Source organism: Gemmobacter nanjingensis (genome assembly GCF_014652195.1).
GTDB lineage: Bacteria > Pseudomonadota > Alphaproteobacteria > Rhodobacterales > Rhodobacteraceae > Gemmobacter > Gemmobacter caeni.
In genome coordinates this window covers 19,915-44,282 of record NZ_BMYI01000003.1, presented here as the reverse complement: position 1 = coordinate 44,282, position 24,368 = coordinate 19,915, and the positions used below count along the sequence as shown (strand labels likewise).

The following is a 24,368-nucleotide window of genomic DNA, read 5'->3' as shown; positions in this document are numbered from 1 at the left end:
CCGATTACAACTGCCTTGTGCCGAAATTTAGCGGGCCGGAACCTCGTCCATGCAGGCCGCGCAAAGCGCAGAGGCGGGATCGGCCAGCGCGTCGATCACGTCAAAGTGGTGGCGGCCCGGATCGGCCGTCCAGGGACAATTCCATTCCTCCGACAGAACGCGTGCCTGCCACAGGAAGGCAGGGCGTTCCTGCGCCCCGACCCAGACATGCGCCCCGACCCCGGCACGACGGGGCAGGAAGGCCGGGCTTTCGGCCTGCGCCTCTGCCGCATCCAGATGCAGGGTTTGGTTCATCGTGGTCGCCAGCAGCGGCGCAAGATCAGCCAGGGGCGAGATTGGCACGACGCGCACAAGCCCGGGCAGAGCAATGTCGGCGCAGCCCATGCGGGCTGACAGATGCCCGCCGGCGGAATGGCCGGTCACCACCATCGGCAGGCCGGGCAGTCGCGCGGCGATGGCAGAGCAGGCGCTGGCCACCTCTTGCGTCATTGTGGAAATCCGCGCCTCGGGGGCGAGCGTGTAAGAGGGCATGGCGCAGGCCCAGCCGCGAGCCAGCGCACCCGCCGCCAGATGCGACCAGCTTTCGCGGCCAAAAGCCATCCAGTAGCCACCATGGACAAAGACCAGAATGCCGCGCGGTGCGGTCTCGGGCAGGAACAGGTCGAACTGCTGGCGCGGGGCAGGGCCATAGGTCAGGCCACATTCCGCACGCGCGCCCAGTGCCGCGCGGAAGTTGCTGGCGGCAGCCTCCCACCGGGGCGGGAAGGCATCTGCCCCTGCAATGAAGGCCCCATTCGCATAGGCGCGGTCTGGATCGGTCATGGTTCGTTCCTCTGCCTGTCCCCTCCTCTGTGCCGGTAAAGCCGTGCCGCGCCAAGCCTTTTCTGGGAGGACTTGCCGGGACGCGCGGATCAGCGCAGGGTACCAGCACCTGAAACGGAGCGATCATGGCGGACGATTATAGCCGCAAGCTGGCGGCCGCGCTGGCCGAAGCAGAACGCGCGGGCATCCCGCGCCGCCGGGTGTTGCCCTTGGTGTGGCATCTGGCGCAGAAGCTGGGCTGGCCGATGCGCCCGCCGCTTTACGCGACCTTCTGGCAGAACATGCTGGTTACCGGCCTGCCTTACGGCGTGCTTTGGAGCCTGTGGATGCATTTCACCAACTGGGGGCCGCGCGGCATGGCGTCGGGTGTGCAACTGGCGGCCGTGCTGGCCGGCGCGCTGTTGTTCGGCAGCGCGATGGCCGGGTTTGCCGCCTTCACCCGCGGCCGCAAGGAGCTGAGCCGCTGGGAAGACCTCTGACCGCCTATCCCAGCGCGTAGCCCGCGCCGCGCACCGTGCGCAGCGGATCGTCGCCGCCGAACTGGCACAGCGACTTGCGCAGCCGCCCGATATGGACGTCCACCGTCCGGGTATCGACATAGATGTCGCGGCCCCAGACCCGGTCCAGCAGGGCCTCGCGGCTCCAGACCCGGCCGGGCTTTTCCATGAAGGTGGTCAGGAGGCGGAACTCGGTCGGGCCGAGCTTCAGCACCTTCTCGCCGCGATAGACCCGGTGGGTTTCAGGGTCCAGCCGGATGTCATCATATTCCAGCACCACCCCGGCGGTGGAGGGGCGGACGCGGCGCAGCTGCGCCCGTGCCCGCGCCATCAGCTCCAGCACCGAATAGGGTTTGATGACGTAATCGTCGGCACCGGTTTCCAGCCCGCGCACGCGATCCACCTCTTCGGCGCGGGCCGAAAGCAGGATGATCGGGATCGACCGGGTTTCCGGTCGGATCTTCAGACGGCGGCAGACCTCGATCCCCGAAAGGTTGGGCATCATCCAGTCGAGGATGATGATGTCGGGCTGCGCCTCGTCCACCAGCATCATCGCCTCTTCGCCATCGGCGGCCTGCACCACGCGAAAGCCTTCTGCTTCAAGGTTATAGGCCAGAACCTCGCGCTGCGCGGGTTCGTCCTCGACCAGAAGAACGGCGGGCTGATCCTGTCCTGCCATGGCTCAGCCTGCCTCGGTTCCGATGGCGGGGATCGCGCTGTCCTTGGGACGCTCGTCATCGGGCATTGCGCCGGTCACCAGATAGATCACCTGTTCCGCGATGCCGGTGGCATGGTCGCCCACACGCTCGATGTTCTTGGCGATGAAATGCAGGTGCATGCAGGCCGTGATGTTGCGGGTGTCTTCCAGCATATGTGTCAGGAACTCGCGGAAGATGGCATTGTACATCTGGTCCACTTCCTGATCGCGCAGCCGCACATCCTGCGCCATATGGGCGTCACGCATGATATAGGCGTCCAGCGCATCCTTCAGCAGCAGAACCACGGTCCTGGTCATCCGCCGGATCGAGCCGGTCGCCCCGGCGACGATGGCCATTTCATTCAGCACCGGCACGCGCTTGGCGAGGTTCTTGGCATAGTCGCCGCAGCGTTCGAGGTTGGCCGCGATGCGCATGACCGTCAGCACGGTGCGCAGGTCCGATGCGGTGGGCGAGCGCAGGGCGATCAGCCGCGCGCATTCCTCGTGGATACGCTCTTCCAGTTCGTCGATCACTTTGTCGCCCCGGCGCACGCGGGCGGCCAGTTCGATGTCGCGGGTGTCCAGCGCTTCGGCCGCGTCCAGCATCGCGGCTTCCACCAGCCCGCCCATCTTCATGACCATGGCCTGCACGCCTTCAAGATCACGGTCGAAGGACGAAACGATATGTTTTTCGGTGTTCATGGCGCGCTCCGTCAGCCGATCCGGCCGGTGATGTAGGATTCGGTCCGCGGGTCTTGCGGGTTGGTGAAGATCTGGCCCGTCTCGCCGTATTCCACCAGATGTCCGAGGTGGAAGAAGGCCGTGCGCTGGCTGACACGGGCGGCCTGCTGCATCGAGTGGGTGACGATGACGACCGAGAACTGGCTGCGCAGTTCGTCGATCAGCTCCTCGACCTGGGCAGTGGCGATGGGGTCCAGCGCGGAACAGGGTTCATCCATCAAGAGCACCTCGGGCGAGGTGGCGATGGCGCGCGCGATGCACAGGCGCTGTTGCTGGCCGCCGGAGAGGCCGGTGCCGGGGGCATGCAGGCGGTCCTTCACCTCGTTCCACAGTGCCGCCTTCTTCAGCGATGTTTCCACCACCTGATCCAGCTCGGCCTTGGATTTGGTCAGTCCGTGGATCTTGGGTCCATAGGCCACGTTGTCATAGATCGACTTGGGGAAGGGGTTCGGCTTCTGGAACACCATGCCGACGCGGGCGCGCAGGGTGACCGGATCGACGGATTTGTCGTAGATATCCTCGCCGTCCAGCTTGATCTCGCCCAGCACGCGGGCGATGGACACGGTGTCGTTCATCCGGTTCAGACAGCGCAGGAAGGTTGACTTGCCGCAGCCCGAGGGGCCGATGAAGGCGGTGACGGTGCCGCCGAGGATGTCGATGTCGACATCCTTCAGCGCGTGGTTCTCGCCATAAAAGACCTGCACGCCCCGCGCGGTCATCTTGGCGGTGTCGGAGGACACAGTTCTGTCGGCAATACGCATATCGTTCATTTGTTCAGCCCCTTACCAGCGGCGTTCGAAACGGCGGCGCAGCAGGATGGCGACCGCGTTCATCAGAAGAAGGAAAACCAGCAGCACGATGATGGCGCCGGAGGCGCGTTCCACGAAGGCCGGATCGGCGCGCTGGGTGAAGTTGTAGACCTGCACGGGCAGGGCGGAAGCCGGATCGAAGAAACCTTCCGGCGGCGCATCCGGGAATTCGCGCACGAAGGCAACCATGCCGATCAGCAGCAGCGGCGCGGTTTCCCCCAGCGCCTGCGCCAGACCGATGATGGTGCCGGTCAGGATGCCGGGCATGGCCAGCGGCAGGACGTGGTGGGTGATCGCCTGCATCTTAGAGGCCCCGACCCCCAGCGCCGCATCGCGGATCGAGGGCGGCACCGCCTTCAGTGCCGCGCGGGTGGCGATGATGATGGTCGGCAGCGTCATCAGCGTCAGCACCAGGCCGCCGACAATGGGTGCCGATTGCGGCAGGCCCATGAAGTTGATGAAGATGGCGAGACCCAGGATACCGAAGACGATCGACGGCACCGCGGCAAGGTTCGAGATGTTCACCTCGATCAGGTCGGTCCATTTGTTCTTCGGTGCAAATTCCTCAAGATAGATCGAGGCGGCAACGCCGATGGGCAGGGCCAGCACCAGCACGATCAGCATCATGTAGGCCGAGCCGAGGATCGCGACGCCAAGCCCCGCCGCCTCGGGGCGCAGTTCGGAGGCATCGCCGCCGAACAGGAAGCCGGGGTTGAAGGACAGGCTCATCAGCCCGGCCTCGCGCATCTTCAGCGCCAGTTCAAGCTGCTCGGGCGAAATGTTGCTGTCCAGTTTGGCGCTGTCCATGGTGACGCGGCCCTTGAAGAACCCGTCCACGCGGCCATTCGCCAGCAGTTTCACATCTACCGTCTGTCCGACCAGCGCGGGATCGGCCAGCACCTGATTGCGCAGGTTGGCGGCGGCCTCCTGCGACAGCAGGCCGGAAATCTGCTTGGCCGTCAGCCCGTCGGTGGCAATGCCCTTTTCGGCCAGCGCGGTGGCCAGGGCTTTTTCGATCACCTTGGCATAGCCGATGGTGGTGACCTTCTTCATCACCTCGATGTCGCCGGTGCCGGATTTGTCCAGCACCTTGGCATCCAGAGCGACCGGCATGGTGATGAAGGTCTGGCGGAAGGCGCCAAGGCCGTTGCCCAGCACCGAGGTCAGCAGGATGACCAGCGCGAGGATCGACACCGCGATGGCGGCCGCGCCGTAGAAGCGGAAGCGCGCTTCGGCGGCATTGCGGCGGCGGGTGCGGGCGTCGGTCACATGCAGCGACTTGCGCGGCTGTGCGCCGGACCGGCCGGTTTGCGACGTTGCGTCGGTCATTCGTATTGCTCCCGGTATTTCCGCACGATCACCAGCGCGACAACGTTGAGCGCGAGGGTGAAGCAGAACAAGGTCAGGCCAAGGGCGAAGGCCACCAGCGTTTCAGGGCTGGCGAATTCGGTATCGCCTGTCAGCTGGCTCACGATCTTCACCGTCACGGTGGTCATCGCCTCGAAGGGGTTCACGTCCAGCTTGGCGGCGGCCCCGGCACCCATGACCACGATCATGGTTTCCCCGATGGCGCGGCTGGCGGCCAGCAGAATGGCGCCGACGATGCCGGGCAGGGCGGCGGGCAGGATCACCTGTTTCACCGTTTCCGATCTGGTGGCGCCAAGGCCGAACGAGCCATCCCGCATCGACTGCGGTACGGCGTTGATGATGTCGTCCGACAGGGACGAGACGAAGGGGATCAGCATGATGCCCATGACCAGACCCGCCGTCATCACCGAGGACGAGGACGAACCAAGCCCCATCGGCTGTGCGAACCAGTCGCGCAGGAAGGGGCCGACGGTGATCAGGGCGAACAGGCCGTAGACGATGGTCGGAATGCCGGCGAGGATCTCGATGGCGGGTTTGGCGAAGGCGCGCACCTTCTTGCCGGCATATTCCGACAGGTAGATGGCGGCCATCAGCCCCACCGGAACCGAAACCAGCAGCGCGATGAACGAGACGTAGAGCGTGCCCCAGACCAGCGGCCAGAGCCCAAGCTCGGACCCGCCACCGAAGCGCGGGCTCCAGGTCAGCGAGAAGAAGAAATCACGGAAGTCGTAAAGTTTGAAGAAATGAACGCTTTCGACAACCAGCGAGGCCACGATGCCGAAGGTGGTGGCAACCGCGATCAGCGAACAGCCCGCCAGCAGCACCAGCGTGAACTGTTCCACCAGATTACGGGCGCGCTGGCGCGGGTCGATGCGCCACAGCGCGAAGCCCAGCCCCGCAAGGGCCGCCAGCAGCACGGCCAGGGCCATGCCAAGGCGCAGGGTGCCCGACAGGCTGCGGTATTCCTTGGCTGCTTCCAGCACCGAAGGTGCTACGTTGGAGCCCAGTGCCACGCCAACCTCTGCCAGACGACCGCGCATATCGGTCAGATCGGCGCGCAGGGCGGCAAGGCCCGTTTCGTCCAGCCCCGCGTTGCGCGCGACCGCGTCCAACCCGTCAGCGATGCGCCGGACATCGGCCATCACCAGTTGCGTGCTGCCATAGCTTGCCACATCCGCCGCGGGGATCATCCCGGCGACGTGGGAATTCAGGGCGGTGGGCTGCACAAAGGCCCAGGTGACCAGCAGCAGAAGCGCGGGCACCGCAGTAAACAGAAAAACCGACCAGCCATAATAGCCGGGCAGCGAATGCAGCGTGCGAGGGTCTCCTCCGACGGCGGAAAGGGCCCGCTGCCGCCCGAGGATGAACCCGAGGACCGCGAGGCCCAGTACGATGAGGGTAATAAGGCCGATGCTCATGTCGCTTTCGCCTGGCAAGAGAAAGGGGTGGCGCGGGAGCGGCGCCACCCCTGGGGTCAGATCAGTTCAGCGGACCCATCGGGGTTTCGTTGGCCACCGCTTCCTGGGTTTTCGCCAGTTCCGGGTCCGACACGAGGCCGTAAGCTGCCAGCGGGCCTTCCGGGCCAGCCATGTCGTCCGACACGAAGAACTCCAGATATTCCTTCAGGCCGGGGATCACGCCGATATGGGCTTTCTTCACATAGAAGAACAGCGGACGCGACACCGGGTAGTCGCCCGAGGCGATGGTTTCGGTCGAGGGAACCACGCCATCCATCGTCGCCACTTTCAGCTTGTCGGTGTTGTTCTGGTAGAACGACAGGCCGAACACGCCGATGGCGTTCTTGTTGGCGGCGATGCGGGCCAGCGTTTCGGTGTAGTCGCCGTCGATGTCGACCGACAGACCATCGGTGCGCAGCGCGAGGCAGGCTTTCTTGCCGTCCTCTTCGCCCTTGGCGGCCACGAGGGCCTCTTCGGCGCCCGAAGCCTTGCAGCCTGCTTCCAGAACCTTCACGTCAAACACTTCACGGGTGCCGTGCTTGGTGCCGGGGATGAAGGCCAGAATGTCCTGCGCCGGGAAGCTGGCGTTCACGTCAGCCCAGGTTTTCGCGGTGTTCGGGACCAGCTTGCCATCCTTCACGACTTCGGCGGCCAGCGCGTTGTACCAGTCGGTCGGGGTGAAGGCGAAGTCCGGGCCCGCAATGTCGCTGGCGAAGACGATGCCGTCATAGCCGATGCGGACTTCCATGATTTCGTCGACGCCGTTGGTCTTGCAGAGGTCGATGTCCGACTGCTTGATGCGCGACGAGGAGTTGGCGATGTCGATGGTGTTTTCGCCCACGCCTTCGCACAGTTTCTTGCGGCCAGCGCCCGAACCGCCACCTTCGACGACCGGGGTCGGGAAGTCGAAGTTTTCGCCGAAGGCTTCGGCAACGATGGTGGCATAGGGCAGCACGGTCGAGGAACCGGCGATCTGGATATTGTCGCGGGCCATGGCGGCGGTGGCCGACACGGCGGCAATGGCGAGGGTGGAGGCGGTGAGTTTCATCAGGGTCATGTCCTGGCTCCTTGTTGGTCCCGTGGACCGCTTGCGGGACGCCGCTCGCGTCCTTGAGGCCGGGGGTAGCGGAGCCGTGTGACTGCTATGTAAGAGTTGTGTGACAGTTTTATGAAAGCACCTGTGCCGCGGGCTTTCTGCTGCAAAACCCGGGTGTCGCCTGCTGCGCCCTGTGTGGTCCGGCACGGGGGATCTGCGGAGAAAACGCCCGGATCGGCGGGAAGGATGCTGCTGCTGCCTAAAATTTGTGCATTTTCTTTGGGTAACGGCTGTGGTGGCGCCAGCGAACGGGCTGCATGGCGACTCAGCCGGTCACGGGCCTTGTGACGAATCGCGACAAGGCTTTACCGTTTGGTCAAAACAAATCACCCAGGGAGTTTCACATGACCAAGGTAATGTTCGGTGCCACCCGGCGCGGCCTGATGCTGGGCGCGGGGGCGGCGGCTATGGGGCTGGCACTGCCGCGCCTCGCCTTCGCGCAGGACACGATCAAGATTGCGGGCATCTATACGGTGCCGGTGGAGCAGCAATGGGTCAGTCGCATCCATATTGCTGCTGAGGCCGCCAAGGCGGCGGGCGGGGTGGATTACACCTATACCGAAAACGTGGCGAACACGGATTATCCGCGCGTCATGCGCGAATATTGCGAAAGCGGTGTCAATCTGATCGTGGGCGAGATCTTCGGCGCCGAGGCCGAGGCGCGTGAGGTCTGCGCCGAATACCCGGATGTGAAATTCCTCCTCGGCTCCAGCTTCATGCCGGATGAGGCGGTGCCGAACCTTGCCGTGTTCGACAACTATATTCAGGACGCCTCTTACCTGTCGGGCATCATTGCCGGCGCGATGACCCAGACTGGCAGCATCGGCATGGTCGGCGGCTTCCCCATCCCCGAGGTGAACCGCCTGATGAACGCCTTCATGGCGGGGGTGAAGGAAACCCGGCCGGATGCAAAATTCCAGGTCAGTTTCATCGGCTCATGGTTTGATCCGCCCAAGGCGAAGGAAACCGCCTTTGCGATGATCGACGGCGGCGCCGACCTTCTTTATGCCGAACGGTTCGGCGTGTCGGACGCGGCGAAAGAGAAAGGGGTTCTGGCCATTGGTAACGTGATCGACACGCAGGCCGATTACCCGGAGACCGTCGTGGCCTCGGCGCTGTGGCATTTCGAGCCCACGCTGAACGCCGCGCTGGAGGCGATCAGGGCGGGCAGTTTCAAGGCCGATAACTACGGGGTCTACAGCTTCATGAAGGCGGGCGGCTGTTCGCTGGCGCCGCTTGGCACGTTTGAAGGCAAGGTGCCCGAGGCCGCGATGAAGCTGGTGGCCGAGAAGGAAGCCGCGATCAAGGATGGTTCCTTCACCGTGGCCATTGATGACAACGAGCCGAAATCGTCGTGAGCGATCCGCGTGACCTGGTGATGCGGCTGGACCGCATCACCAAGCGCTTTGGCGCGTTGACGGCGAATGATGCGATCAGCCTCACGCTGCGGCGGGGTGAGGTCGTGGCGCTGCTGGGCGAAAACGGCGCGGGCAAGACCACGCTGATGAACATCCTGTTCGGGCATTATGTGGCCGATGACGGGCGGGTGGAGGTGTTTGGCGAGCCGCTGCCGCCGGGCAATCCGCGTGCCGCGCTGGCGGCGGGCGTGGGCATGGTGCATCAGCATTTCACGCTGGCCGACAATCTGACCGTGCTCGACAACATTCGTCTTGGCACCGAAAGCCTGTTCTCGCGTGGTGCCTCGCGTGCGACAGCGCGGGCGCGGGTTGAGGCGCTCAGCCGCGATTTCGGGCTGGCGGTGCACCCGGATGCGCGGGTTGGCAGCCTGACCGTGGGCGAACGTCAGCGGGTCGAGATCCTGAAGGCGCTGTACCGCAATGCGCGAATCCTGATCCTGGATGAACCCACCGCTGTCCTGACGCCGCAGGAGGCAGAGGCACTGTTCGCCACGCTGCGCCGCGCCATCGCACAGGGTCTGTCCATCCTGTTCATCAGCCACAAGCTGCATGAGGTCATGGCCATTGCCGACCGCTGTGTGGTCCTGCGCCATGGCAAGGTGGTGGGAGAGGTGGCGACGGCAGAAACCTCGGGTGCCGAACTGGCCGCGATGATGGTAGGCGGCGAAATCGCGCTGCCCGAGGCGCGGCCTGCCACCGCGGGCAAGGTGCTGATGCGGCTGGACGGGGTGACGACGCCGGACAAGGGGGCTGCGCCGGGGCTGAAGCGGGTGACGCTGGATCTGCGGGCGGGCGAGATTGTGGGGCTGGCAGGCGTATCGGGCAATGGGCAGGCGGCGCTGGCCGATCTGATTTCGGGGCTGATCCTGCCCGGCTCAGGCAGCGTGTCGATGGATGGCCCGCTGGCCCGCTGGTCCCCGCGCGAGGCGATCCGTCAGGGCATCGCCCGCATCCCGGAAGACCGCCATAAGACCGGGACCATCGCCGATTTCACCCTGACCGAAAACGCGGTGCTGGAAGGTTACTGGCAAACGGGTTTCAGCAAGGCCGGGCTGATGGACTGGCGCGCGGCGGAAAGTTTTGCCGAAGGCATCATCGCCGCCTATGACGTGCGCTGCCCCGGTCCTGCCGCGCGCATCCGGCTGCTTTCGGGGGGGAATATGCAGAAACTGATCCTCGGCCGCGTGTTGGAACCGGGGCCGAAGATCATTCTGGCCAACCAGCCGGTGCGCGGTCTTGATGTCGGCGCCATCGCCTATGTGCAATCGCGGCTGATCGCGGCGCGCGATGGTGGTGCAGCGGTTCTGCTGATTTCCGAGGATCTGGACGAGATCATGGGACTGGCCGATGTGATACATGTGATGTCCGAGGGGCGGCTGTCGCCCGGTTTTGCGCGGGGCAGCAAGACTGCGGCGGAGCTGGGGCTGTGGATGGCCGGGCAGGGGTTCGACCATGCGGCTTGATCCCATCGCCGCGCCACCGCTGTCGCGCCAGATCGGCCTGCCCGCGCTGGCGCTGGTCGCAACCCTGCTGGTCGCCATGGCTCTGGCGCTGATCGCGGGGGCTGACCCGCTGGCGACGCTGGGTCTGATCGCCAAGGGCGCCTTCGGGTCGAAATTCGCGGCCCTTGAGACGCTGAACCGCGCGACGCCGCTGATCTTCACCGGGCTTGCCGTCGCCGTCGCGTTCCGCGCGAAGCTGTGGAACATCGGCGCCGAGGCGCAGCTTTACGCGGGCGCCATCGTCGCCGTGCTGCTGGGCACCGGGGCACTGGGCGCGCCGCTGGTGCTGCCGGTTTCCGCACTGGCCGCGATGCTGGCGGGCGCGCTGGTGCTGCTGGGGCCGGTCGTGCTGAAAACCCGGCTGGGCGTCGATGAGGTGGTGACGACGCTGCTTCTGAACTTCGTCATGCTTCTGTTCGTCAGCTACCTGCTGGAAGGCCCGATGAAAGACCCGATGGGCATGGGCTGGCCCAAATCTCCGGCCCTGATCAAGGAGGCGCGGCTGCCCCGCATCGTCGACGGGTTGCGGCTGCACTGGGGCTTTGCACTGGCGCTTATCGCGGCGGTGGCGGTCTGGGTGATCCAGAGCCGCACCACGCTGGGGTTCGAGATGCGCGCCGTCGGCCAGAACCGTGAGGCCGCGCGTTTTGCCGGGATGCCGGTGAATGTGGTTCTGGTGAAGACTGCCCTTCTGTCCGGCGGTCTTGCCGCACTGGCAGGCTGGTCCGAGGTGGCGGGGCTGAAGGGGCATCTGTCCTCCGACCTGTCGCCGGGCTTCGGCTATACCGGCATCATCGTCGCCATGCTGGCGCTGCTGCATCCCTTGGGCGTGGTGCTTTCGGCGCTGTTCGTCGCCGCGATCTTCGTGGGGTCCGACAGCATGAGCCGTGCCGCAGGCGTGCCCACCTATATTGCAGACATGCTGCTGGCCACGGCTCTGTTGTTCATGGTGCTGGCGCTGATGCTGACACGCTATCGGGTGGTGTGGAAATGAGCGATCTTTTCGACATCCTGCTGTCGGTCAGCTTCTGGGCCGCCGCCATTCGCATCGCCTCGCCCCTGATCTTCGCCACGATGGGAGAGCTGATCTGCGAACGTGCGGGCGTGCTGAACCTTGGAATTGAAGGGATCATGGTCATCGGTGCCTTTGCAGGCTGGATGGCGGTCTATCTGGGAGCGCCGTTGTGGCTGGGCGTCGCGGCGGCGATGGCGGCGGGGATGCTGTTTGGCCTGTTGCATGCCACTCTGACCGTGCCTTTCGGCTTGTCGCAGCATGTCGTGGGGCTGGGGGTCACGATGCTGGCGACCTCTACCAGCTATTTCGCCTATCGGCTGGCGCTGCCCGAGGTGACCAGCCCGCCCAAGATCACTCCCTTCGCGCCCATGGACCTGCCGATCCTGTCCGATATCCCTTTCCTTGGCCCGGTGCTGTTCCAGCAGACCGCGCTGACCTGGGCCGCGCTGATCTGCGCCGGGCTGGTGGGCTTTGTTCTGTTCCGCACGCCGCTGGGGCTTGCGGTCCGCGCGGCGGGGGAAAACCCTGCGGCGGTCGAGGCGCAGGGGCTTTCCGTCACCGGGCTGCGCATGGGGGCAGTGGTCGTGGGGTCGGGGCTGATGGCGGTGGGGGGCAGTTTCCTGACGCTGTCGGCCTTTTCGTCCTTCTTCTTTGAAATGGTCAACGGGCGCGGCTGGATTTGCATCGCGCTGGTGGTGTTCGGTGCGTGGATGCCCGGCAAGGCGGTGCTGGGGGCGCTGCTGTTCGCGGCCTTCGATGCGCTGCAAATCCGTCTGCAACAGACGCCCTTGGGCGCGCATTTGCCCTATCAGGTGTTTCTGATGGCGCCTTACCTTCTGTCCATCCTCGCGCTGATCCTGATGTCGCGCCGGGCCGAGGTGCCGGCCGCGCTGATGGTGGCATATCGTAAAGGGGAACGCTGATGTTCGACATTCTGGTCAAGGGCGGCACGCTGCCCGACGGGACGGTGGCCGATATTGGCATCACCGGCGATCGCATCGCTGCGGTCGGCCGGTTGGAGGCCGAGGCCGGCCGGGTGATCGACGCCAGCGGCGATCTGGTCAGCCCGCCCTTCGTGGACCCGCATTTCCACATGGATGCGACGCTCAGCTACGGGCTGCCACGGGTCAATGCCTCGGGCACGCTGCTGGAAGGCATCAGCCTCTGGGGCGAGTTGCGCGAGATTGCGACCGTCGAGGAAATGGTTGATCGCGCCGTGCGCTATTGCGACTGGGCGGTCAGCATGGGCCTTCTGGCGATCCGCACCCATGTCGATACCACGCCCGACCATCTGCGCGGGGTGGAGGCGATGCTGGAGGTGAAGCGCCGCGTCGCCCCCTATCTGGACCTGCAATTGGTGGCCTTTCCGCAGGATGGTCTGTATCGCGCTCCCAAGGGCCGTGAAAATCTGATCCGCGCGCTGGATATGGGCTGCGATGTGGTGGGCGGCATCCCGCATTTCGAACGCACCATGCAGGAAGGCGCCGAAAGCGTGCGGGATGTGGCGCGCATCGCCGCCGAACGCGGGCTGATGCTGGATATTCATTGCGACGAGACCGACGACCCTCATAGCCGCCATGTGGAAACCATGGCGGCCGAGGTCACACGGCACGGGCTGGGCGCGCGGGCGGCGGGTAGCCATCTGACCTCGATGCATTCGATGGACAATTACTATGTGTCCAAGCTGCTGCCGCTGATCGCGGAAAGCGGGATGACGGCGATTCCCAACCCCCTGATCAACATCACCCTGCAAGGGCGGCACGACACTTTCCCCAAGCGGCGCGGGCTGACGCGGGTGAAGGAAATGCAGGCCATGGGCATCACCGTTGGCTGGGGACAGGATTGCGTGCTGGACCCGTGGTATAGCCTCGGCACCGCCGATATGCTGGATGTGGCCTTCATGGGGCTGCATGTCGCGCAGATGACCCACCCGGCCGAGATGGCGCGCTGCTTCACTATGGTCACGGAACATAACGCGGCGATCATGGGGTTGGAGGGCTACGGCCTGCGCCCCGGCTGCACAGCCTCGCTGGTGGTGCTGGACGCCGCCACCCCGACCGAGGCACTCCGCCTGCGCCCGGATCGGCTTTGCGTCATCTCCAAAGGCAAGGTCGTGTCCGAGCAGACCCGCAACGACGCGCGACTGGGCCTGCCGGGCCGCCCCGCGACGGTGCGCCGGAGGCTTTGAGGGGGCTGACTTTGTGAGGGGCGATACGGCTCTGCGCGGCGCAGGGGGGCAGTTCGATCCGGCTGCGGCAAATGCTGCATTCCGCCCGGACATCCGCTATCCGGCTCCGGCGGCCAGTCGTTTGGCCAATACCAAACTCAGGATCATTGCCATCAGCAGAAAGATGGCGCCGACGCCCCAGGCAACGGATGTGGAGTATATGTCGGCCAGGGCTCCTGCCATGACCAGCCCTGTCGCGGCTCCGAGTTGTTGGACGAGGGACCGGAGTGACAGCATGGTGGACCTTTGCCGATCCTCCACGCAGCGGTGCAGGATGCTGCTCGCGGGCGTTTCGCTGGCCCCGAGGATCACGGAATAGAGGACAAAGACGCCGACAAACCCGGTGATGCCACCCTGCATCGCCAAGGCCAGCTGAACGACCGCAAGGCATGCGAAAATCGCCGCCAGCGTGACGGCGTGGCGGCGTCTGAATATCCGGCTGATATGGGGTGACAGCGACGCACCGAAAGCGATCGCGAAAAAGTAGCCCGCAGTCAGGGCACCGATGACGGTGTTCGCGTAGCCTTCGTCCAGCATCGGCCAGGCATAGGTCGGCCAGATCACCTCGACCGGATTTGTCGCCATCAGGAATAACAACAGCACCGTCAGAAGCATTGAAACTGTCGGATGCTTCAGGGCCAGAAGACCGGCCCCGGCTATCACCGACGGGACGTTGACGAAGCCCTGTATGACCGCCTGTGGGTTCAGCGGACGCGGTTCTTCGGTGATGGCGAACAGGGTGTAGATCAGGACGCCGACCATCGCGGCGAAGCTTGCTGCATAAGACACGTCATAGGTGCTGATCCCATACTTCAGCGCTGCCATGCCGAACGCATCTGGCAGCAGACCGCCAAAAATGGCACCGACGGCGAGGCCTATGGCGTTGGCCCAGTGCGCCTTTGCGAGCGCGGGCTGGATATCAACGTCTGGTGCGGCGGCTGTGAAGGTTTCGACAAACCAGGCATCAAGTGTGCCCGACCGGAGCGCGCGCCCGAAGCCGATGAGGGCAAACGAAAGAGCCAGGACGCCGAAGTCGCTCGACGACAGAAAGAGCGCGAGCGAAATCAAACTGGCCACGACCGCCGCGAGGAAAACCGGCTTGCGACCGATGTTGTCGGCCAATCCGCCGAACGGCAGTTCCATCACGACGGTGGTGAGCGAGTAGATGCTGAAGAGCAACGAAATCTGGAGGAGGTCCATGCCCCGATCTGTCAGCGCAAGCGCGGCGACGGCCACCGTGAGGCCCATGGCAAAACGGTCAAGAAACTGATGTATCTGAAACACCCGGATGTGGCGTCGCGCCGTGTCCGTCAAGCCATTCAGGGAGAACTCGGTTTCTGTCGCCATGGCGGCAGCATCCGCCTTTGTACAGCGTTGCGCAATGGCTTGCCGGGCAGACGGCGACCTGGCATTGCGCGGGCCAGGTCACCAGGATGACCGGAGGAAACGGCGGCTTCGTCCCGCAATACCTGCGCGCCGGGCGTCAGCCTCGCACCGCCATCCCGGCCAGCCGCAGACAGACCCGTGTCGCGGCGGCCATGTCCTGCACGCTGATCCATTCCAGCGGGCCGTGAATTTCCTGCATGCCGGTAAAGATATTGGGGCAGGGTACGCCCATTTCGGTCAGGCGCGAACCGTCGGTGCCGCCGCGGATCGGGACGCTGACCGGGGCGATGCCCTCGGCCTCGCAGGCGGCGCGGGCGAGGTCGACCGGCGTCATGTCCTTTTCCAGCCAGTAGCGCATGTTGCGATATTGGGCGCGGATTTCGCAGGCCACAGTCGCGCGCGGTTCGGTCGCGGCCAGCGCATCACAAGCCTGACGCAGCAGGGCGCCTTTGGCCTCTAGCCCGTCCAGTTCAAAATCGCGCAGGATGAAGCGCAACTCTGCCTCGGCGGCGGTGCCGGTAATCTCGTAAAGATGCAGGAAACCTTCGCGCCCGTCTGTCAGTTCGGGCACCAGCGCCTGTTGCGGCAGCAGGTTCACCAGCTTCGCCGCCAGATGCAGCGCATTGACCAGCTTGCCCTTGGCATAACCCGGATGCGCGGAAACCCCGGTGATCTTCACCACTGCCCCGTCTGCCGAAAAGCTTTCATATTCCACCTCGCCCACCTGTCCGCCATCCAGCGTATAGGCGAAATCGGCGCCCAGATCGGCGGGCAGACGCTTGTCAACGCCCCGGCCGATTTCCTCGTCCGGGGTGAAGGCCAGCCGCAGCTTCGGATGCGGGATCGACGGTTCGGCCAGAAGATGCCGCGCCATGGTCATCAGGATCGCCACACCCGCCTTGTCATCGGCGCCCAGCAGCGTGGTGCCGCTGGCGGTGATGATGTCATGGCCAAGCTTGCTGCCCAGATAGGGCGAGACCTCGGGCGACAGCACCAGCCCCGGCGCATCGGCAAAGCTGATCGTGCCGCCGTTGTAACGGCGGTGCACCACCGGCTTCACGCCGGTCGCATTGAAGGCGGGCGCGGTATCGACATGGGCCAGAAAGCCCACCACCGGACCGTCCGCAGTGGCGGGCACTGTGGCCAGCACCGCGCCATAATCGGTGATCTGCACATCAGCCGCGCCGATGCCCGTCAGCTCCTCTGCCAGCAGGCGTGCCATGTCGAGCTGGATCGCCGTGCTGGGCGAGGCGGTGCCGCGCTCGTCGCTCTGGCTGTCGATGGCGGCATAACGCACAAGGCGGGTTTCCAGTTCGGTGTCGAATTCTGCGGTCATGGGGCCTCCGGCTTTCGGGGGCATGAGGCGCGCGGCACGCGGGTCTGTCAAGGCGCTGGCGGCAATGTGATGCGCAGGGTGGCAGGCTGACGAAACAGACGCTTGCGCGCCAAGGGCCAGCCCGTAGACTGAGGAAAACCCACCAAGGAGTTCTTCAGGTGTTTTCTTTCAAGGGGATTGCGGCTGCGGCTCTGGCCGTGCTGGGCCTGTCCGGTGTGGCGGCTGCTGCGCCGTGCAGCAATACCGGGGCCGATTACGAAAGCTGGAAGCCCGTCATGGCGCAGGAGGCGGCAGCGGCCGGGGTCGGTGACAAGGGGATCGCCGCGCTGATGGGGTCGAGCTATGCCAGCAAGACCATCGCCGCCGACCGCAATCAGAAAAGCTTCAAATACTCGCTGCAAAAGTTCATGCAGGTGCGCGGCGCCGATACGATCGTGGCGCAGGGCCGCAAGCGCAAGACGCAGAATGCCAGTTTCTATCAGGCGCTGGAGCAACGCTATGGCGTGCCTGCCGGCCCGCTGCTGGCCATTCACGGGATGGAGACGGGCTTCGGCGGTTTCATGGGGGACAGCAATGTCGTCTCAGCCATCGCGACCCTGGCCTATGACTGCCGCCGCAGCGAGTATTTCACCGACCACCTGATCGCCGCGCTGATGCTGGTGGATCGTGGCGTGATCTCGCCGAAAACGGTGGGCGCGAAGCATGGCGAGGTGGGCCACACCCAGTTCCTGCCGGGCAACGTGCTGCGCTATGGCGTGGACGGTGACGGCGACGGTCGGGTGGACCTGACCAAACAAGCCGATGCCCTGGCTTCGACCGCCAATTTCCTCGCCCAGAAGGGCTGGCGCCCCGGCGCGGGCTATCAGGAGGGAGAGCCGAACTTCGCCGTGATCAAGCAATGGAACGCCGCGACCGTGTACCAGCAGGCCATCGCGATCATGGGCGCGAAAATCGACCGCTAGGCGCAAAGATTCCTCTTGCGCCCGCCCGGTGGCTGCTCTAATCAGCCGCCACCGGCCATGGCCCGTTCGTCTATCGGTTAGGACGTCAGGTTTTCAACCTGAAAAGAGGGGTTCGACTCCCCTACGGGCTGCCACTTTAATCTGCAAGTTTCTGATTTTGCTGCGAAATTAAAGATCGCCGAAATCCTGCGACTTAACTGCTCCAGCGAAAAATCCGGTATCTTCGGTCCCGCCGCAGGGCGAAAGCGATGAGGCATTCGTGAGCAAAAAGCTGGCGCGGTTTCATCGCTCGGGCTGGCCGGGCAACACAACGGCCAGTGTTTCGCGAACTCGCGGTAGCAAGTAGCAAAATGACGTGTGCCCTTGTCTGCTTCCCATCGGCTTACCCGCAGCACGGTTACAGCAAGGAAATCGGGCCGTCCTGCCCCTGGCAGCCAGGCGACGTGCTGCGCCCGTGTCAGACGGCCGGGTTTTCCCCTTTGGCGTCACACATGTTGATAAACTGCGGATGCGCATCCATCCCTGCCACCATCGCTTCTACCTCGGTGCGGGTCAGGCCGATATCGTGGATCAGGTGGTCGTCGGGTTTGGCCAGCAGACGGGCGAGCGACCGGCGCGCGGCGTGGTGGTCGCGCCAGCGGCGCAGGGCAGCGAGGATGGGCATGGCGGTCTCCTTTCCGGCAGGCTCCCATGCTGGTTGACTTCAATCAAACGAATAGGCTTTATGCTTGATATCATCTAAATTGATATCATGACCCCGCTCGACTCCGATCTTCTGCGCAGCTTCCTGACCCTCGTCGAAGAGGGCAGCGTCACCGGCGCCGCCGCGCGGCTGGGGCGCACGCAATCGGCGGTCAGCATGCAGTTGAAGCGGCTGGAGGATCACGCAGGCCACAGCCTGTTCCTGCGGGCGCCGCGCGGGCTGGTGCTGACCCCGGCGGGCCAGCGCCTGCTGCCCCATGCGCGGACTGCCGTCGCGGCGGTGGCGCGCGCGGCCGAGGTGATGGAGGACCGTGCCGAAACCGCGCCGCTCCGGCTGGGTCTGCCGCCGGAATATGTGGAGCAGTTGCTGCCGCGTCTGGTGCCCGCCATGGCCAATCTGCATCCCGAGGCGCAACTGACCCTGCGCAGCGATTATTCCATCCCCGGCCTGGCCGCGCTGGAGGCGGGAGAGCTGGATTTCATGATCTACTTCGACACGGTGGTGCAGCCGGGGCAGGGCGAGTTGCTGGCGATGGACCCGACGGTCTGGGTAACCTCGCGCCAGCATGCGCAGCACCTGCGCCGCCCCTTGCCAATTGCCAGCTATCTGGAGTCGGACTGGTGCCAGAGCCATATGATCGGGTCACTGGAACGGCGGGGCATCGAGTGGCGTTCGGTGTTCGAATGCGACACGACGCACGGGTTCTGGACGGTGGTGCGGCAGGGATTCGCGGTGGTGGCGCTGGCCCGCAGCGCCATCCCGCCGGATTGCCGCGAACTGACCGAGGCTGAGGGCTTTCCGCTGGTCGATGCCTCTTGCGTGATGCTGCGGCGGCGCGCGGGGGTGGAGGGGCCGGCGGCCGACAGCCTTGCCATCCTGTTGCGCCAGATCTTTGCCACCCTGCCGGAAGGAACCGCCCATGCCGCGCGCCCGTGATCTTGGAGTAACCATCGGCCGCTTCGCCCCCGGCCCGCTGAACGCCATCACCGATGTTCCGGGCGTGCGGATCGGCCATGTGACGCTGATCGAGGGCGATCGCACGCGCACCGGCGCCACTGCGATCCTGCCGCATGGCGGTAACCTGTTCCGTGACCGGGTTTCTGCCGGGTTTGCCGTGCTGAACGGCTTTGGAAAATTCGCGGGATCGACCCAGGTGCAGGAGTTGGGAGAGCTGGAAACCCCGGTCCTGCTGACCAACACGCTGGCGGTAGGGCGCGCGATGGAGGCGCTGGTCGCGCATGTACTGGCGCTGCCGGGGAATGAAGCGGTCACTTCGATCAATGCCGTGGTGGGCGAGACGAATGATTCCGGGCTGAACGACATTCGTGCGGCCCGCCCGACCGTGGCCGAGATGCGGCAGGCGCTGGAGGCCGCCAGTTCTGGCCCGGTGGAGGAAGGTGCCGTGGGGGCCGGGACGGGCTGCATCGCCTTCGGGCTCAAGGGCGGGATCGGCACCGCGTCGCGCCGGGTCGACGGGTATATGCTGGGTGTGCTGGTGCAGGCCAATTACGGCGGGACCCTGCGGCTGGACGGTCGGGCCGCGCCGGTAACCTCTGAGGCGGATACCGACGGCTCCATCGTGATCGTGATGGCCACAGATGCGCCGCTGTGCCCACGCAACCTGACACGGCTGGCAACCCGCAGTTTCGCGGGGCTGGCGCGCACCGGATCTGCGCTGTCGAACGGTTCGGGCGATTACGCGCTGGCCTTCGCCACCACGCGGGGCCAGATGCCGAACGAGATGATGTCGCCGCTGTTCGAGGCTGCCATCGAGACGACGGAAGAGGCGATTCTGAATGCGCTTCTGATGGCGGGCGATATGCGGGGCTGGGATGCGGCGACGCGCCAGCCCCGGCAGGTCCGGGGCCTGCGGCTTTAGGCGGCGCGGCGCATGGCGGCTGTGGCGATACCCATGGCGACAAGCGCGCCGCCGCCCGCTTGGGTCAGGCCGCGCATCACTGCCGGGCGCGCGATCCGCTGGCGCAGCCGGTCGGCCAGCAGGGCATAAGCCAGCACGTTCAGCGTGGCGAGGGTGACGAAGGTTGTCACCAGAACGGCGAATTGCGGCGCCAGAGGCTGCCCGGTCACGATGAACTGCGGTACGAAGGCGATGAAGAAAACAATGGATTTCGGGTTCAGCGCGGTAACGGCTGCGGCATGGCCAAAGACCTGCGCGGGCTGCGCCGCGCTGTGCGCTGCTACCGTGCCAAGGGTTGCATCGGGGGCGCTGCGGAACAGCTTGATGCCCAGCCAGACCAGATAAGCGGCCCCGATCCATTTGAGCGCGGTGAACAGCTTGGCGGAGGCCAGCACCAGGGCCGCCAGCCCGGCAAGCGAGGCGCTCATCGCGATGAGGTCGCCAAGGGCCACACCTGCGGCGGTGGCCAGTGCCACGCGGCGCCCCTGGCTCAGCGCATAGCTCAGCACCAGAAGGACGGTCGGTCCCGGTATCATCAGCAGAACGGTTGAGGCGGCGACAAAGGTCAGCCAAAGCTGGAAGGACATGGGCGGCTCCTGTGTGCAGAGGCGGAAGTCAGCCATGGCGCACCGGCGCTGTAAAGCTCTTTCCCTTGCCGCCCGCCGATGCCATGCTCAGCGGATGGATACGACCTTGCACAGCCCCTTCGGCCCCCTCTCTCTGCGCGAGCGCGACGGTATTCTGGTGGCGCTGGACTGGAGGCCGGGGCAGGATACCGCTACGCCGCTGGTGGCCGAGGGCTTGCGCCAGCTTGCCGAATATTTCGATGGCAAGCGCGTGATCTTCGATCTGCCGCTCGACTGGGGGCAGGGGATTCATGCGCAGGTGCGCCGTGCCATGGCTGCCATCCCGCTGGGCGAAACCCGCACCTATGGGGAGATTGCTCTTGAGATCGGGGCTCCCGCGCAGGCGGTTGGACAGGCCTGCGGCGCCAATCCGCTGCCGATCCTCATTCCCTGCCACCGGGTTCTGGGGCGCAACACGCTGGGCGGCTTTTCTGCCCCCGGCGGGGTGGAAACCAAGGTGGCGCTGCTGCGCTTCGAAGGGGCCGCCGGATTGCTGATCTGATCGCCCGTACCGTCACAAATCTGTCGCAAACCTGATTGAAGCCGCTTCCGCCCCGGCCTAAGCCAAGGCAGGGAAACGGAGGCAGGCGTGAGCATTGGCGTTCTTCTGGCGGTTCTGGGCGCAGCCTTTCTGCATGCGCTGTGGAATGCACTGATCAAGCTGGGCACCTCGAAGATCGGGGCCATGGTCATCCTGTCTGTGGCGGAAATCCCCATTGGGCTGGCCATCGCCCTGCCGCGCCCCGCCATCGCGGCGGAGGCCTGGCCCTGGGTGATCGGGGCTGCCTGCACGCATTTCTTCTACAAGACCTTTCTGACCCTGGCCTATGACCGGGGCGATCTGTCGCGCGTCTATCCTATCGCGCGTGGGGCGGCACCGATGATCGTGGCGCTGGTGGGGGCGGTGGCCTTGTCGGATCAGGTGACCGGCCCGCAGTATGCGGGCATCGCGCTCCTGGCGGGGGGAATTGGCCTGATGGCGCGGGGCGTCTTTACAGATGGCGAAAGCCGCCGGTTGCTGCCCTTCGCCTTTGGCTCTGCCATGGCGACGGCGACCTACACGCTGCTCGACGGGCTGGGCGCGCGGATTTCTGGCGATGCGATCAGCTATGTCGCCTGGGTCTTCGTGGCAGACGGGCTGATCTTCACGTTGGGCAGCCTTGCGCTGCGCGGCACCGCCGTCCTGCCCCGTGCGCCCCGCGCCTGGGTGGTGGGCAGCTTTGCGTCGCTGGCTTCTTACGGGTCATATGCCATCTCGATCTGGGCCATGACGGTGGCGCCCATCGCCGTGGTGGCGGCCTTGCGCGAAACCTCGATCCTGTTTGCAGTGCTGATCGGATGGCTGGTCTTTGGCGAGCGGATGACCCGCGACAAGGCGATTGCCGCGCTGATGATCGTGGCCGGGGTGATCGTGACGCGGCTTTAGGAAATCCGGCGCGCGCCGCGTTCCGGGATGATCTGCTGCGCGATACCCGCGAAGGTCAGGTAAAGCGAGGTCAGCAGCAATCCGTAATGCGCCCAGCTGGCCGGGTGAAAATCGACCCAGGCCGCCCAGCCGGCAAAGAAGGTCCATGCCAGCGACATCGGCAAGGTGATCTCGCGCCAGCGCTGCGTCCGGGTGGGGTGGACGAATTTCAGGTTGGTGAACATCGCAATGGTCAGCGCAATGACGAAGACGAGGATGGTGCCCTCGCCCGGACGCACCGCAAACATCACCAGAACGAACATGTTCCAGCAGGCGGGGAAGCCGGCGAAGGAGTAATCTTTCGTCTTCATCCGCGTATCGACGAAATAGACGACCGAGCCATAGGTGATGACGATGATCGCCAGCCATCCGGTCCAGCCCGGCAGCAGCCCGGATTTGAACAGGGCGAAAGCAGGGATGAACACATAGGTCAGGTAGTCGATGATCAGATCCAGCAGCACCCCGTCATAGGTGGGCCAGTTGTGCTTCACGTCGTATTTGCGCGCCAGTGGGCCATCGACCCCGTCGACGAACAGCGCCACCACCAGCCACAGGAACATGAGATCCCATTTGCCATCGACGGCAGCCAGCATGGCCAGCATGGCCAAAACGGCGCCGGTGGCGGTGAACAGATGGACGAGCAGGGCCTGAATACGTAATGACATTCGACCATTTCACCCATCGGGCCGCGAAAATCAACCGCAACTGCGGCCGGAGAGGCCATTGCCTGCCTGGTCTCACGGAGGGCGCGATGATGCGCCGCGCGCCGCAGGAACCGGCCCGGCCCGGATAGTGCGGACGCTGAAAGGGAACCTGTCGCGCGCCAGTGACGTTGATTGTCCAGAAACCCAAGCAAGGGAAAACATCATGACCGACAACAACATACGCGAGGTCTCGCCTCGGACGACCCATATTCATACCTCTGAAAACCGTGGTTTTGCCACTGGCTTCATGCTGTTCGTACTCGGCGGCGTGGTGGCAGTTCTGGCTATTCTCTGGTTCGCTCTGGGCGAGCCGACGAGCAGCCCTTCCACCGCTCCGGCATCGCAGGGCGGGGATGTGAACCTGACCATTGAGAATCCGGCTCCCGCGGAAGTACCCGCTCCGGCCGAGAACGCCGCCCCGGCTGAAAATGCTGCTCCGGCGACCGAAGCCCCTGCCGGGAACTAAGGTTGCGGGCACAGCCAGCAAAAGGCCCTGTCAGGCCGCGCCCTCCGCAATGGGTGCGGCCTGACGCGCATCATAACGGGCGCGCGCTTCCCAGACGGCAGGCTGATGCGTCGTCGCCCAGTCGCGCAAAGGCTCCAGCCGCGAAATCAGACCCGTGCCCAGATCCGTGACCGCATATTCCACCTGAGGCGGCGACAGGGGCAGAACGGTGCGGGTGATCAGCCCGTCCCGTTCCAGCTGCCGCAGGGTCACCGACAGCATGCGTTGCGAAATCCCGTCAACGACCCGCCGCAAGGCGTTGAACCGGCAGGGGCCATTCGAGAGTTCCAGAAGCACCAGCAACGACCAGGCATCGCCGATCCGGTCCAGCACATCCCGGATCGGGCAGGGCTGGTTGCTAAGGTCGCGTGGCGGCATGGCGGTTCCCCCGGTGTTACCATGTGACGAAAGAATGCGTCTTCCCGCAGACCGGATCGGGCCGTATCTGGTTACTTATCGTAACCTGAATGCAAGGAAACGGGCAATGAAGATCTTTCTGATTGGCGCAAGCGGCATGATCGGCTCGCGTATTCTGGCAGAAGCCGTAGCGCGCGGGCATGAGGTGATCGCAGGGGCGCGGCGGCCAGAACGCATTGCGGCTTCGGCGCAGGTGCATCCCGTGGCGGTGGATACCGCTGATCCCGAAGGACTGGCCGCGCAGGCCGCGCAGGCGGATGTGATTGTCGCCGCCGCCTCGCCGCGCAGCACCGGCGATGCGGTGGCCGAGATGGGCCAGATCGGTGCGGCGGTGATGCAGGCGGCAAAGGCAAGTGGCAAGCGTCTGGTGCTGGTTGGCGGTGCCGGATCGCTCAACCTGCCTGATGGCAGCCCGCTGCTGCCGCATCTGCCGCAGGAATACAAGGCCGAGGCGACCGGCATGAAGGCCGTGCGCGACCGTCTGCGCGATTCGGACCTTGACTGGACGTTCTTCGCCCCCGCGGGGCTGATCCAGCCTGGCGAGCGGACAGGCAGCTTCCGACTGGGCACCGATACGCTGATTTCCGACGCCGAGGGCAACAGCCGCATCAGCGCCGAGGATTATGCCGTGGCTTTGGTGGACGAGCTGGAAACCCCCGCCCACCGGCGCGGCATGATGACGATCGGCTACTGAGCC

The 24,368-nt window shown here is 65.1% G+C and carries 26 protein-coding genes and 1 tRNA gene; 14 read left to right on the top strand and 13 right to left on the bottom strand.

Annotation, left to right across the window (positions count from 1 at the left end):
- Positions 1-27: 27 nt before the first annotated feature.
- On the bottom strand, positions 28-822 hold the full coding sequence (locus IE126_RS07955) for an alpha/beta hydrolase (RefSeq protein WP_189380661.1): 795 nt from the start codon (positions 820-822) through the stop codon (positions 28-30).
- A gap of 125 nt (positions 823-947) precedes the next feature.
- Here IE126_RS07955 and IE126_RS07950 point away from each other — a divergent pair, with 125 nt between their 5' ends.
- Positions 948-1,301: a DUF6404 family protein gene (locus IE126_RS07950; RefSeq protein ID WP_189380660.1), complete on the top strand. Its 354-nt coding sequence runs from the start codon at positions 948-950 to the stop codon at positions 1,299-1,301.
- Between the two features lie 4 nt (positions 1,302-1,305).
- Here the strand turns inward: IE126_RS07950 and phoB are convergent, their stop codons facing one another.
- The 6 genes from phoB to IE126_RS07920 form a co-directional block, all read right to left on the bottom strand.
- A complete protein-coding gene (gene phoB / locus IE126_RS07945) occupies positions 1,306-1,998 on the bottom strand; it encodes a phosphate regulon transcriptional regulator PhoB (protein ID WP_054302572.1) in 693 nt (230 codons plus the stop codon).
- Positions 1,999-2,001: 3 nt separating this feature from the next.
- Positions 2,002-2,718, bottom strand: a complete 717-nt coding sequence (gene phoU / locus IE126_RS07940) for a phosphate signaling complex protein PhoU (protein ID WP_054302571.1) — start codon at positions 2,716-2,718, stop codon at positions 2,002-2,004.
- Between the two features lie 11 nt (positions 2,719-2,729).
- Entirely contained in the window at positions 2,730-3,527 is a 798-nt protein-coding gene (gene pstB / locus IE126_RS07935; protein ID WP_189380659.1) for a phosphate ABC transporter ATP-binding protein PstB, read from the bottom strand.
- A gap of 12 nt (positions 3,528-3,539) precedes the next feature.
- On the bottom strand, positions 3,540-4,895 hold the full coding sequence (pstA, locus tag IE126_RS07930; protein WP_189380658.1) for a phosphate ABC transporter permease PstA: 1,356 nt from the start codon (positions 4,893-4,895) through the stop codon (positions 3,540-3,542).
- On the bottom strand, positions 4,892-6,352 hold the full coding sequence (pstC, locus tag IE126_RS07925; protein ID WP_054302568.1) for a phosphate ABC transporter permease subunit PstC: 1,461 nt from the start codon (positions 6,350-6,352) through the stop codon (positions 4,892-4,894). The genes pstA and pstC overlap by 4 nt, the downstream gene beginning before the upstream one ends.
- A gap of 61 nt (positions 6,353-6,413) precedes the next feature.
- Positions 6,414-7,448, bottom strand: coding sequence for a substrate-binding domain-containing protein (locus tag IE126_RS07920; RefSeq protein ID WP_054302567.1), 1,035 nt, complete (start codon positions 7,446-7,448; stop codon positions 6,414-6,416).
- A gap of 383 nt (positions 7,449-7,831) precedes the next feature.
- Between IE126_RS07920 and IE126_RS07915 the strand changes: the two genes are divergently transcribed.
- From IE126_RS07915 to IE126_RS07895, 5 genes are read left to right on the top strand one after another with little or no spacing between them, the layout of a single operon-like run.
- Positions 7,832-8,845 (top strand): BMP family protein, encoded by a 1,014-nt coding sequence (locus IE126_RS07915; protein WP_170120542.1) that lies wholly within the window; start codon positions 7,832-7,834, stop codon positions 8,843-8,845.
- A 20-nt stretch (positions 8,846-8,865) separates the two neighbouring features.
- Positions 8,866-10,368 (top strand): ABC transporter ATP-binding protein, encoded by a 1,503-nt coding sequence (locus tag IE126_RS07910; RefSeq protein ID WP_170120547.1) that lies wholly within the window; start codon positions 8,866-8,868, stop codon positions 10,366-10,368.
- The gene (locus IE126_RS07905) at positions 10,358-11,401 is read left to right on the top strand and encodes an ABC transporter permease (RefSeq protein WP_189380657.1); all 1,044 of its coding nucleotides are present in this window, start codon (positions 10,358-10,360) and stop codon (positions 11,399-11,401) included. The genes IE126_RS07910 and IE126_RS07905 overlap by 11 nt, the downstream gene beginning before the upstream one ends.
- Positions 11,398-12,345 (top strand): ABC transporter permease, encoded by a 948-nt coding sequence (locus IE126_RS07900; protein ID WP_189380656.1) that lies wholly within the window; start codon positions 11,398-11,400, stop codon positions 12,343-12,345. Before IE126_RS07905 ends, IE126_RS07900 begins: the two co-directional genes overlap by 4 nt.
- Positions 12,345-13,610, top strand: a complete 1,266-nt coding sequence (locus IE126_RS07895) for an amidohydrolase family protein (protein WP_189380655.1) — start codon at positions 12,345-12,347, stop codon at positions 13,608-13,610. Before IE126_RS07900 ends, IE126_RS07895 begins: the two co-directional genes overlap by 1 nt.
- A 96-nt stretch (positions 13,611-13,706) precedes the next feature.
- Here the strand turns inward: IE126_RS07895 and IE126_RS07890 are convergent, their stop codons facing one another.
- Together IE126_RS07890 and pepT are read right to left on the bottom strand one after the other, a co-directional pair.
- The gene (locus IE126_RS07890; protein WP_189380654.1) at positions 13,707-14,996 is read right to left on the bottom strand and encodes an MFS transporter; all 1,290 of its coding nucleotides are present in this window, start codon (positions 14,994-14,996) and stop codon (positions 13,707-13,709) included.
- Positions 14,997-15,132: 136 nt separating this feature from the next.
- Positions 15,133-16,371: a peptidase T gene (gene pepT / locus IE126_RS07885; protein WP_189380653.1), complete on the bottom strand. Its 1,239-nt coding sequence runs from the start codon at positions 16,369-16,371 to the stop codon at positions 15,133-15,135.
- 176 nt (positions 16,372-16,547) lie between these two features.
- Between pepT and IE126_RS07880 the strand changes: the two genes are divergently transcribed.
- Together IE126_RS07880 and IE126_RS07875 are read left to right on the top strand one after the other, a co-directional pair.
- On the top strand, positions 16,548-17,333 hold the full coding sequence (locus tag IE126_RS07880; protein WP_407646010.1) for a lytic murein transglycosylase: 786 nt from the start codon (positions 16,548-16,550) through the stop codon (positions 17,331-17,333).
- Positions 17,334-17,392: 59 nt separating this feature from the next.
- A tRNA-Glu gene (locus IE126_RS07875) sits at positions 17,393-17,467 on the top strand.
- A 323-nt stretch (positions 17,468-17,790) separates the two neighbouring features.
- Here IE126_RS07875 and IE126_RS07870 read toward each other — a convergent pair.
- Positions 17,791-17,997, bottom strand: coding sequence for a DUF1127 domain-containing protein (locus IE126_RS07870; RefSeq protein ID WP_054302559.1), 207 nt, complete (start codon positions 17,995-17,997; stop codon positions 17,791-17,793).
- Between the two features lie 87 nt (positions 17,998-18,084).
- Between IE126_RS07870 and IE126_RS07865 the strand changes: the two genes are divergently transcribed.
- Complete coding sequence (locus IE126_RS07865) at positions 18,085-18,972, top strand: LysR family transcriptional regulator (RefSeq protein WP_054302558.1); 888 nt, start codon at positions 18,085-18,087, stop codon at positions 18,970-18,972.
- Positions 18,956-19,915 carry a P1 family peptidase gene (locus IE126_RS07860; protein WP_189380652.1) on the top strand — a complete coding sequence of 320 codons (960 nt, stop codon included), beginning with the start codon at positions 18,956-18,958 and terminating at the stop codon, positions 19,913-19,915. Before IE126_RS07865 ends, IE126_RS07860 begins: the two co-directional genes overlap by 17 nt.
- On the opposite strand, the gene IE126_RS07855 is transcribed toward IE126_RS07860, so the two are convergent.
- Positions 19,912-20,541 (bottom strand): LysE family translocator, encoded by a 630-nt coding sequence (locus IE126_RS07855; RefSeq protein WP_189380651.1) that lies wholly within the window; start codon positions 20,539-20,541, stop codon positions 19,912-19,914. The two genes, IE126_RS07860 and IE126_RS07855, sit on opposite strands and share 4 nt — an antisense overlap.
- Positions 20,542-20,635: 94 nt before the next feature.
- Here IE126_RS07855 and IE126_RS07850 point away from each other — a divergent pair, with 94 nt between their 5' ends.
- Positions 20,636-21,082: a methylated-DNA--[protein]-cysteine S-methyltransferase gene (locus tag IE126_RS07850; RefSeq protein ID WP_054302555.1), complete on the top strand. Its 447-nt coding sequence runs from the start codon at positions 20,636-20,638 to the stop codon at positions 21,080-21,082.
- A gap of 87 nt (positions 21,083-21,169) precedes the next feature.
- Positions 21,170-22,006, top strand: a complete 837-nt coding sequence (locus tag IE126_RS07845) for a DMT family transporter (protein WP_189380650.1) — start codon at positions 21,170-21,172, stop codon at positions 22,004-22,006.
- Here the strand turns inward: IE126_RS07845 and IE126_RS07840 are convergent.
- On the bottom strand, positions 22,003-22,710 hold the full coding sequence (locus tag IE126_RS07840) for a CDP-alcohol phosphatidyltransferase family protein (protein WP_054302553.1): 708 nt from the start codon (positions 22,708-22,710) through the stop codon (positions 22,003-22,005). The genes IE126_RS07845 and IE126_RS07840 overlap by 4 nt on opposite strands.
- A 202-nt stretch (positions 22,711-22,912) precedes the next feature.
- Between IE126_RS07840 and IE126_RS07835 the strand changes: the two genes are divergently transcribed.
- Entirely contained in the window at positions 22,913-23,215 is a 303-nt protein-coding gene (locus tag IE126_RS07835) for a hypothetical protein (protein WP_189380649.1), read from the top strand.
- Between the two features lie 30 nt (positions 23,216-23,245).
- On the opposite strand, the gene IE126_RS07830 is transcribed toward IE126_RS07835, so the two are convergent.
- Positions 23,246-23,632, bottom strand: a complete 387-nt coding sequence (locus tag IE126_RS07830) for a winged helix-turn-helix transcriptional regulator (protein WP_189380648.1) — start codon at positions 23,630-23,632, stop codon at positions 23,246-23,248.
- Positions 23,633-23,738: 106 nt separating this feature from the next.
- Between IE126_RS07830 and IE126_RS07825 the strand changes: the two genes are divergently transcribed.
- Positions 23,739-24,365 (top strand): NAD(P)-dependent oxidoreductase, encoded by a 627-nt coding sequence (locus tag IE126_RS07825; protein ID WP_054302550.1) that lies wholly within the window; start codon positions 23,739-23,741, stop codon positions 24,363-24,365.
- The last annotated feature ends 3 nt before the right edge of the window (positions 24,366-24,368 follow it).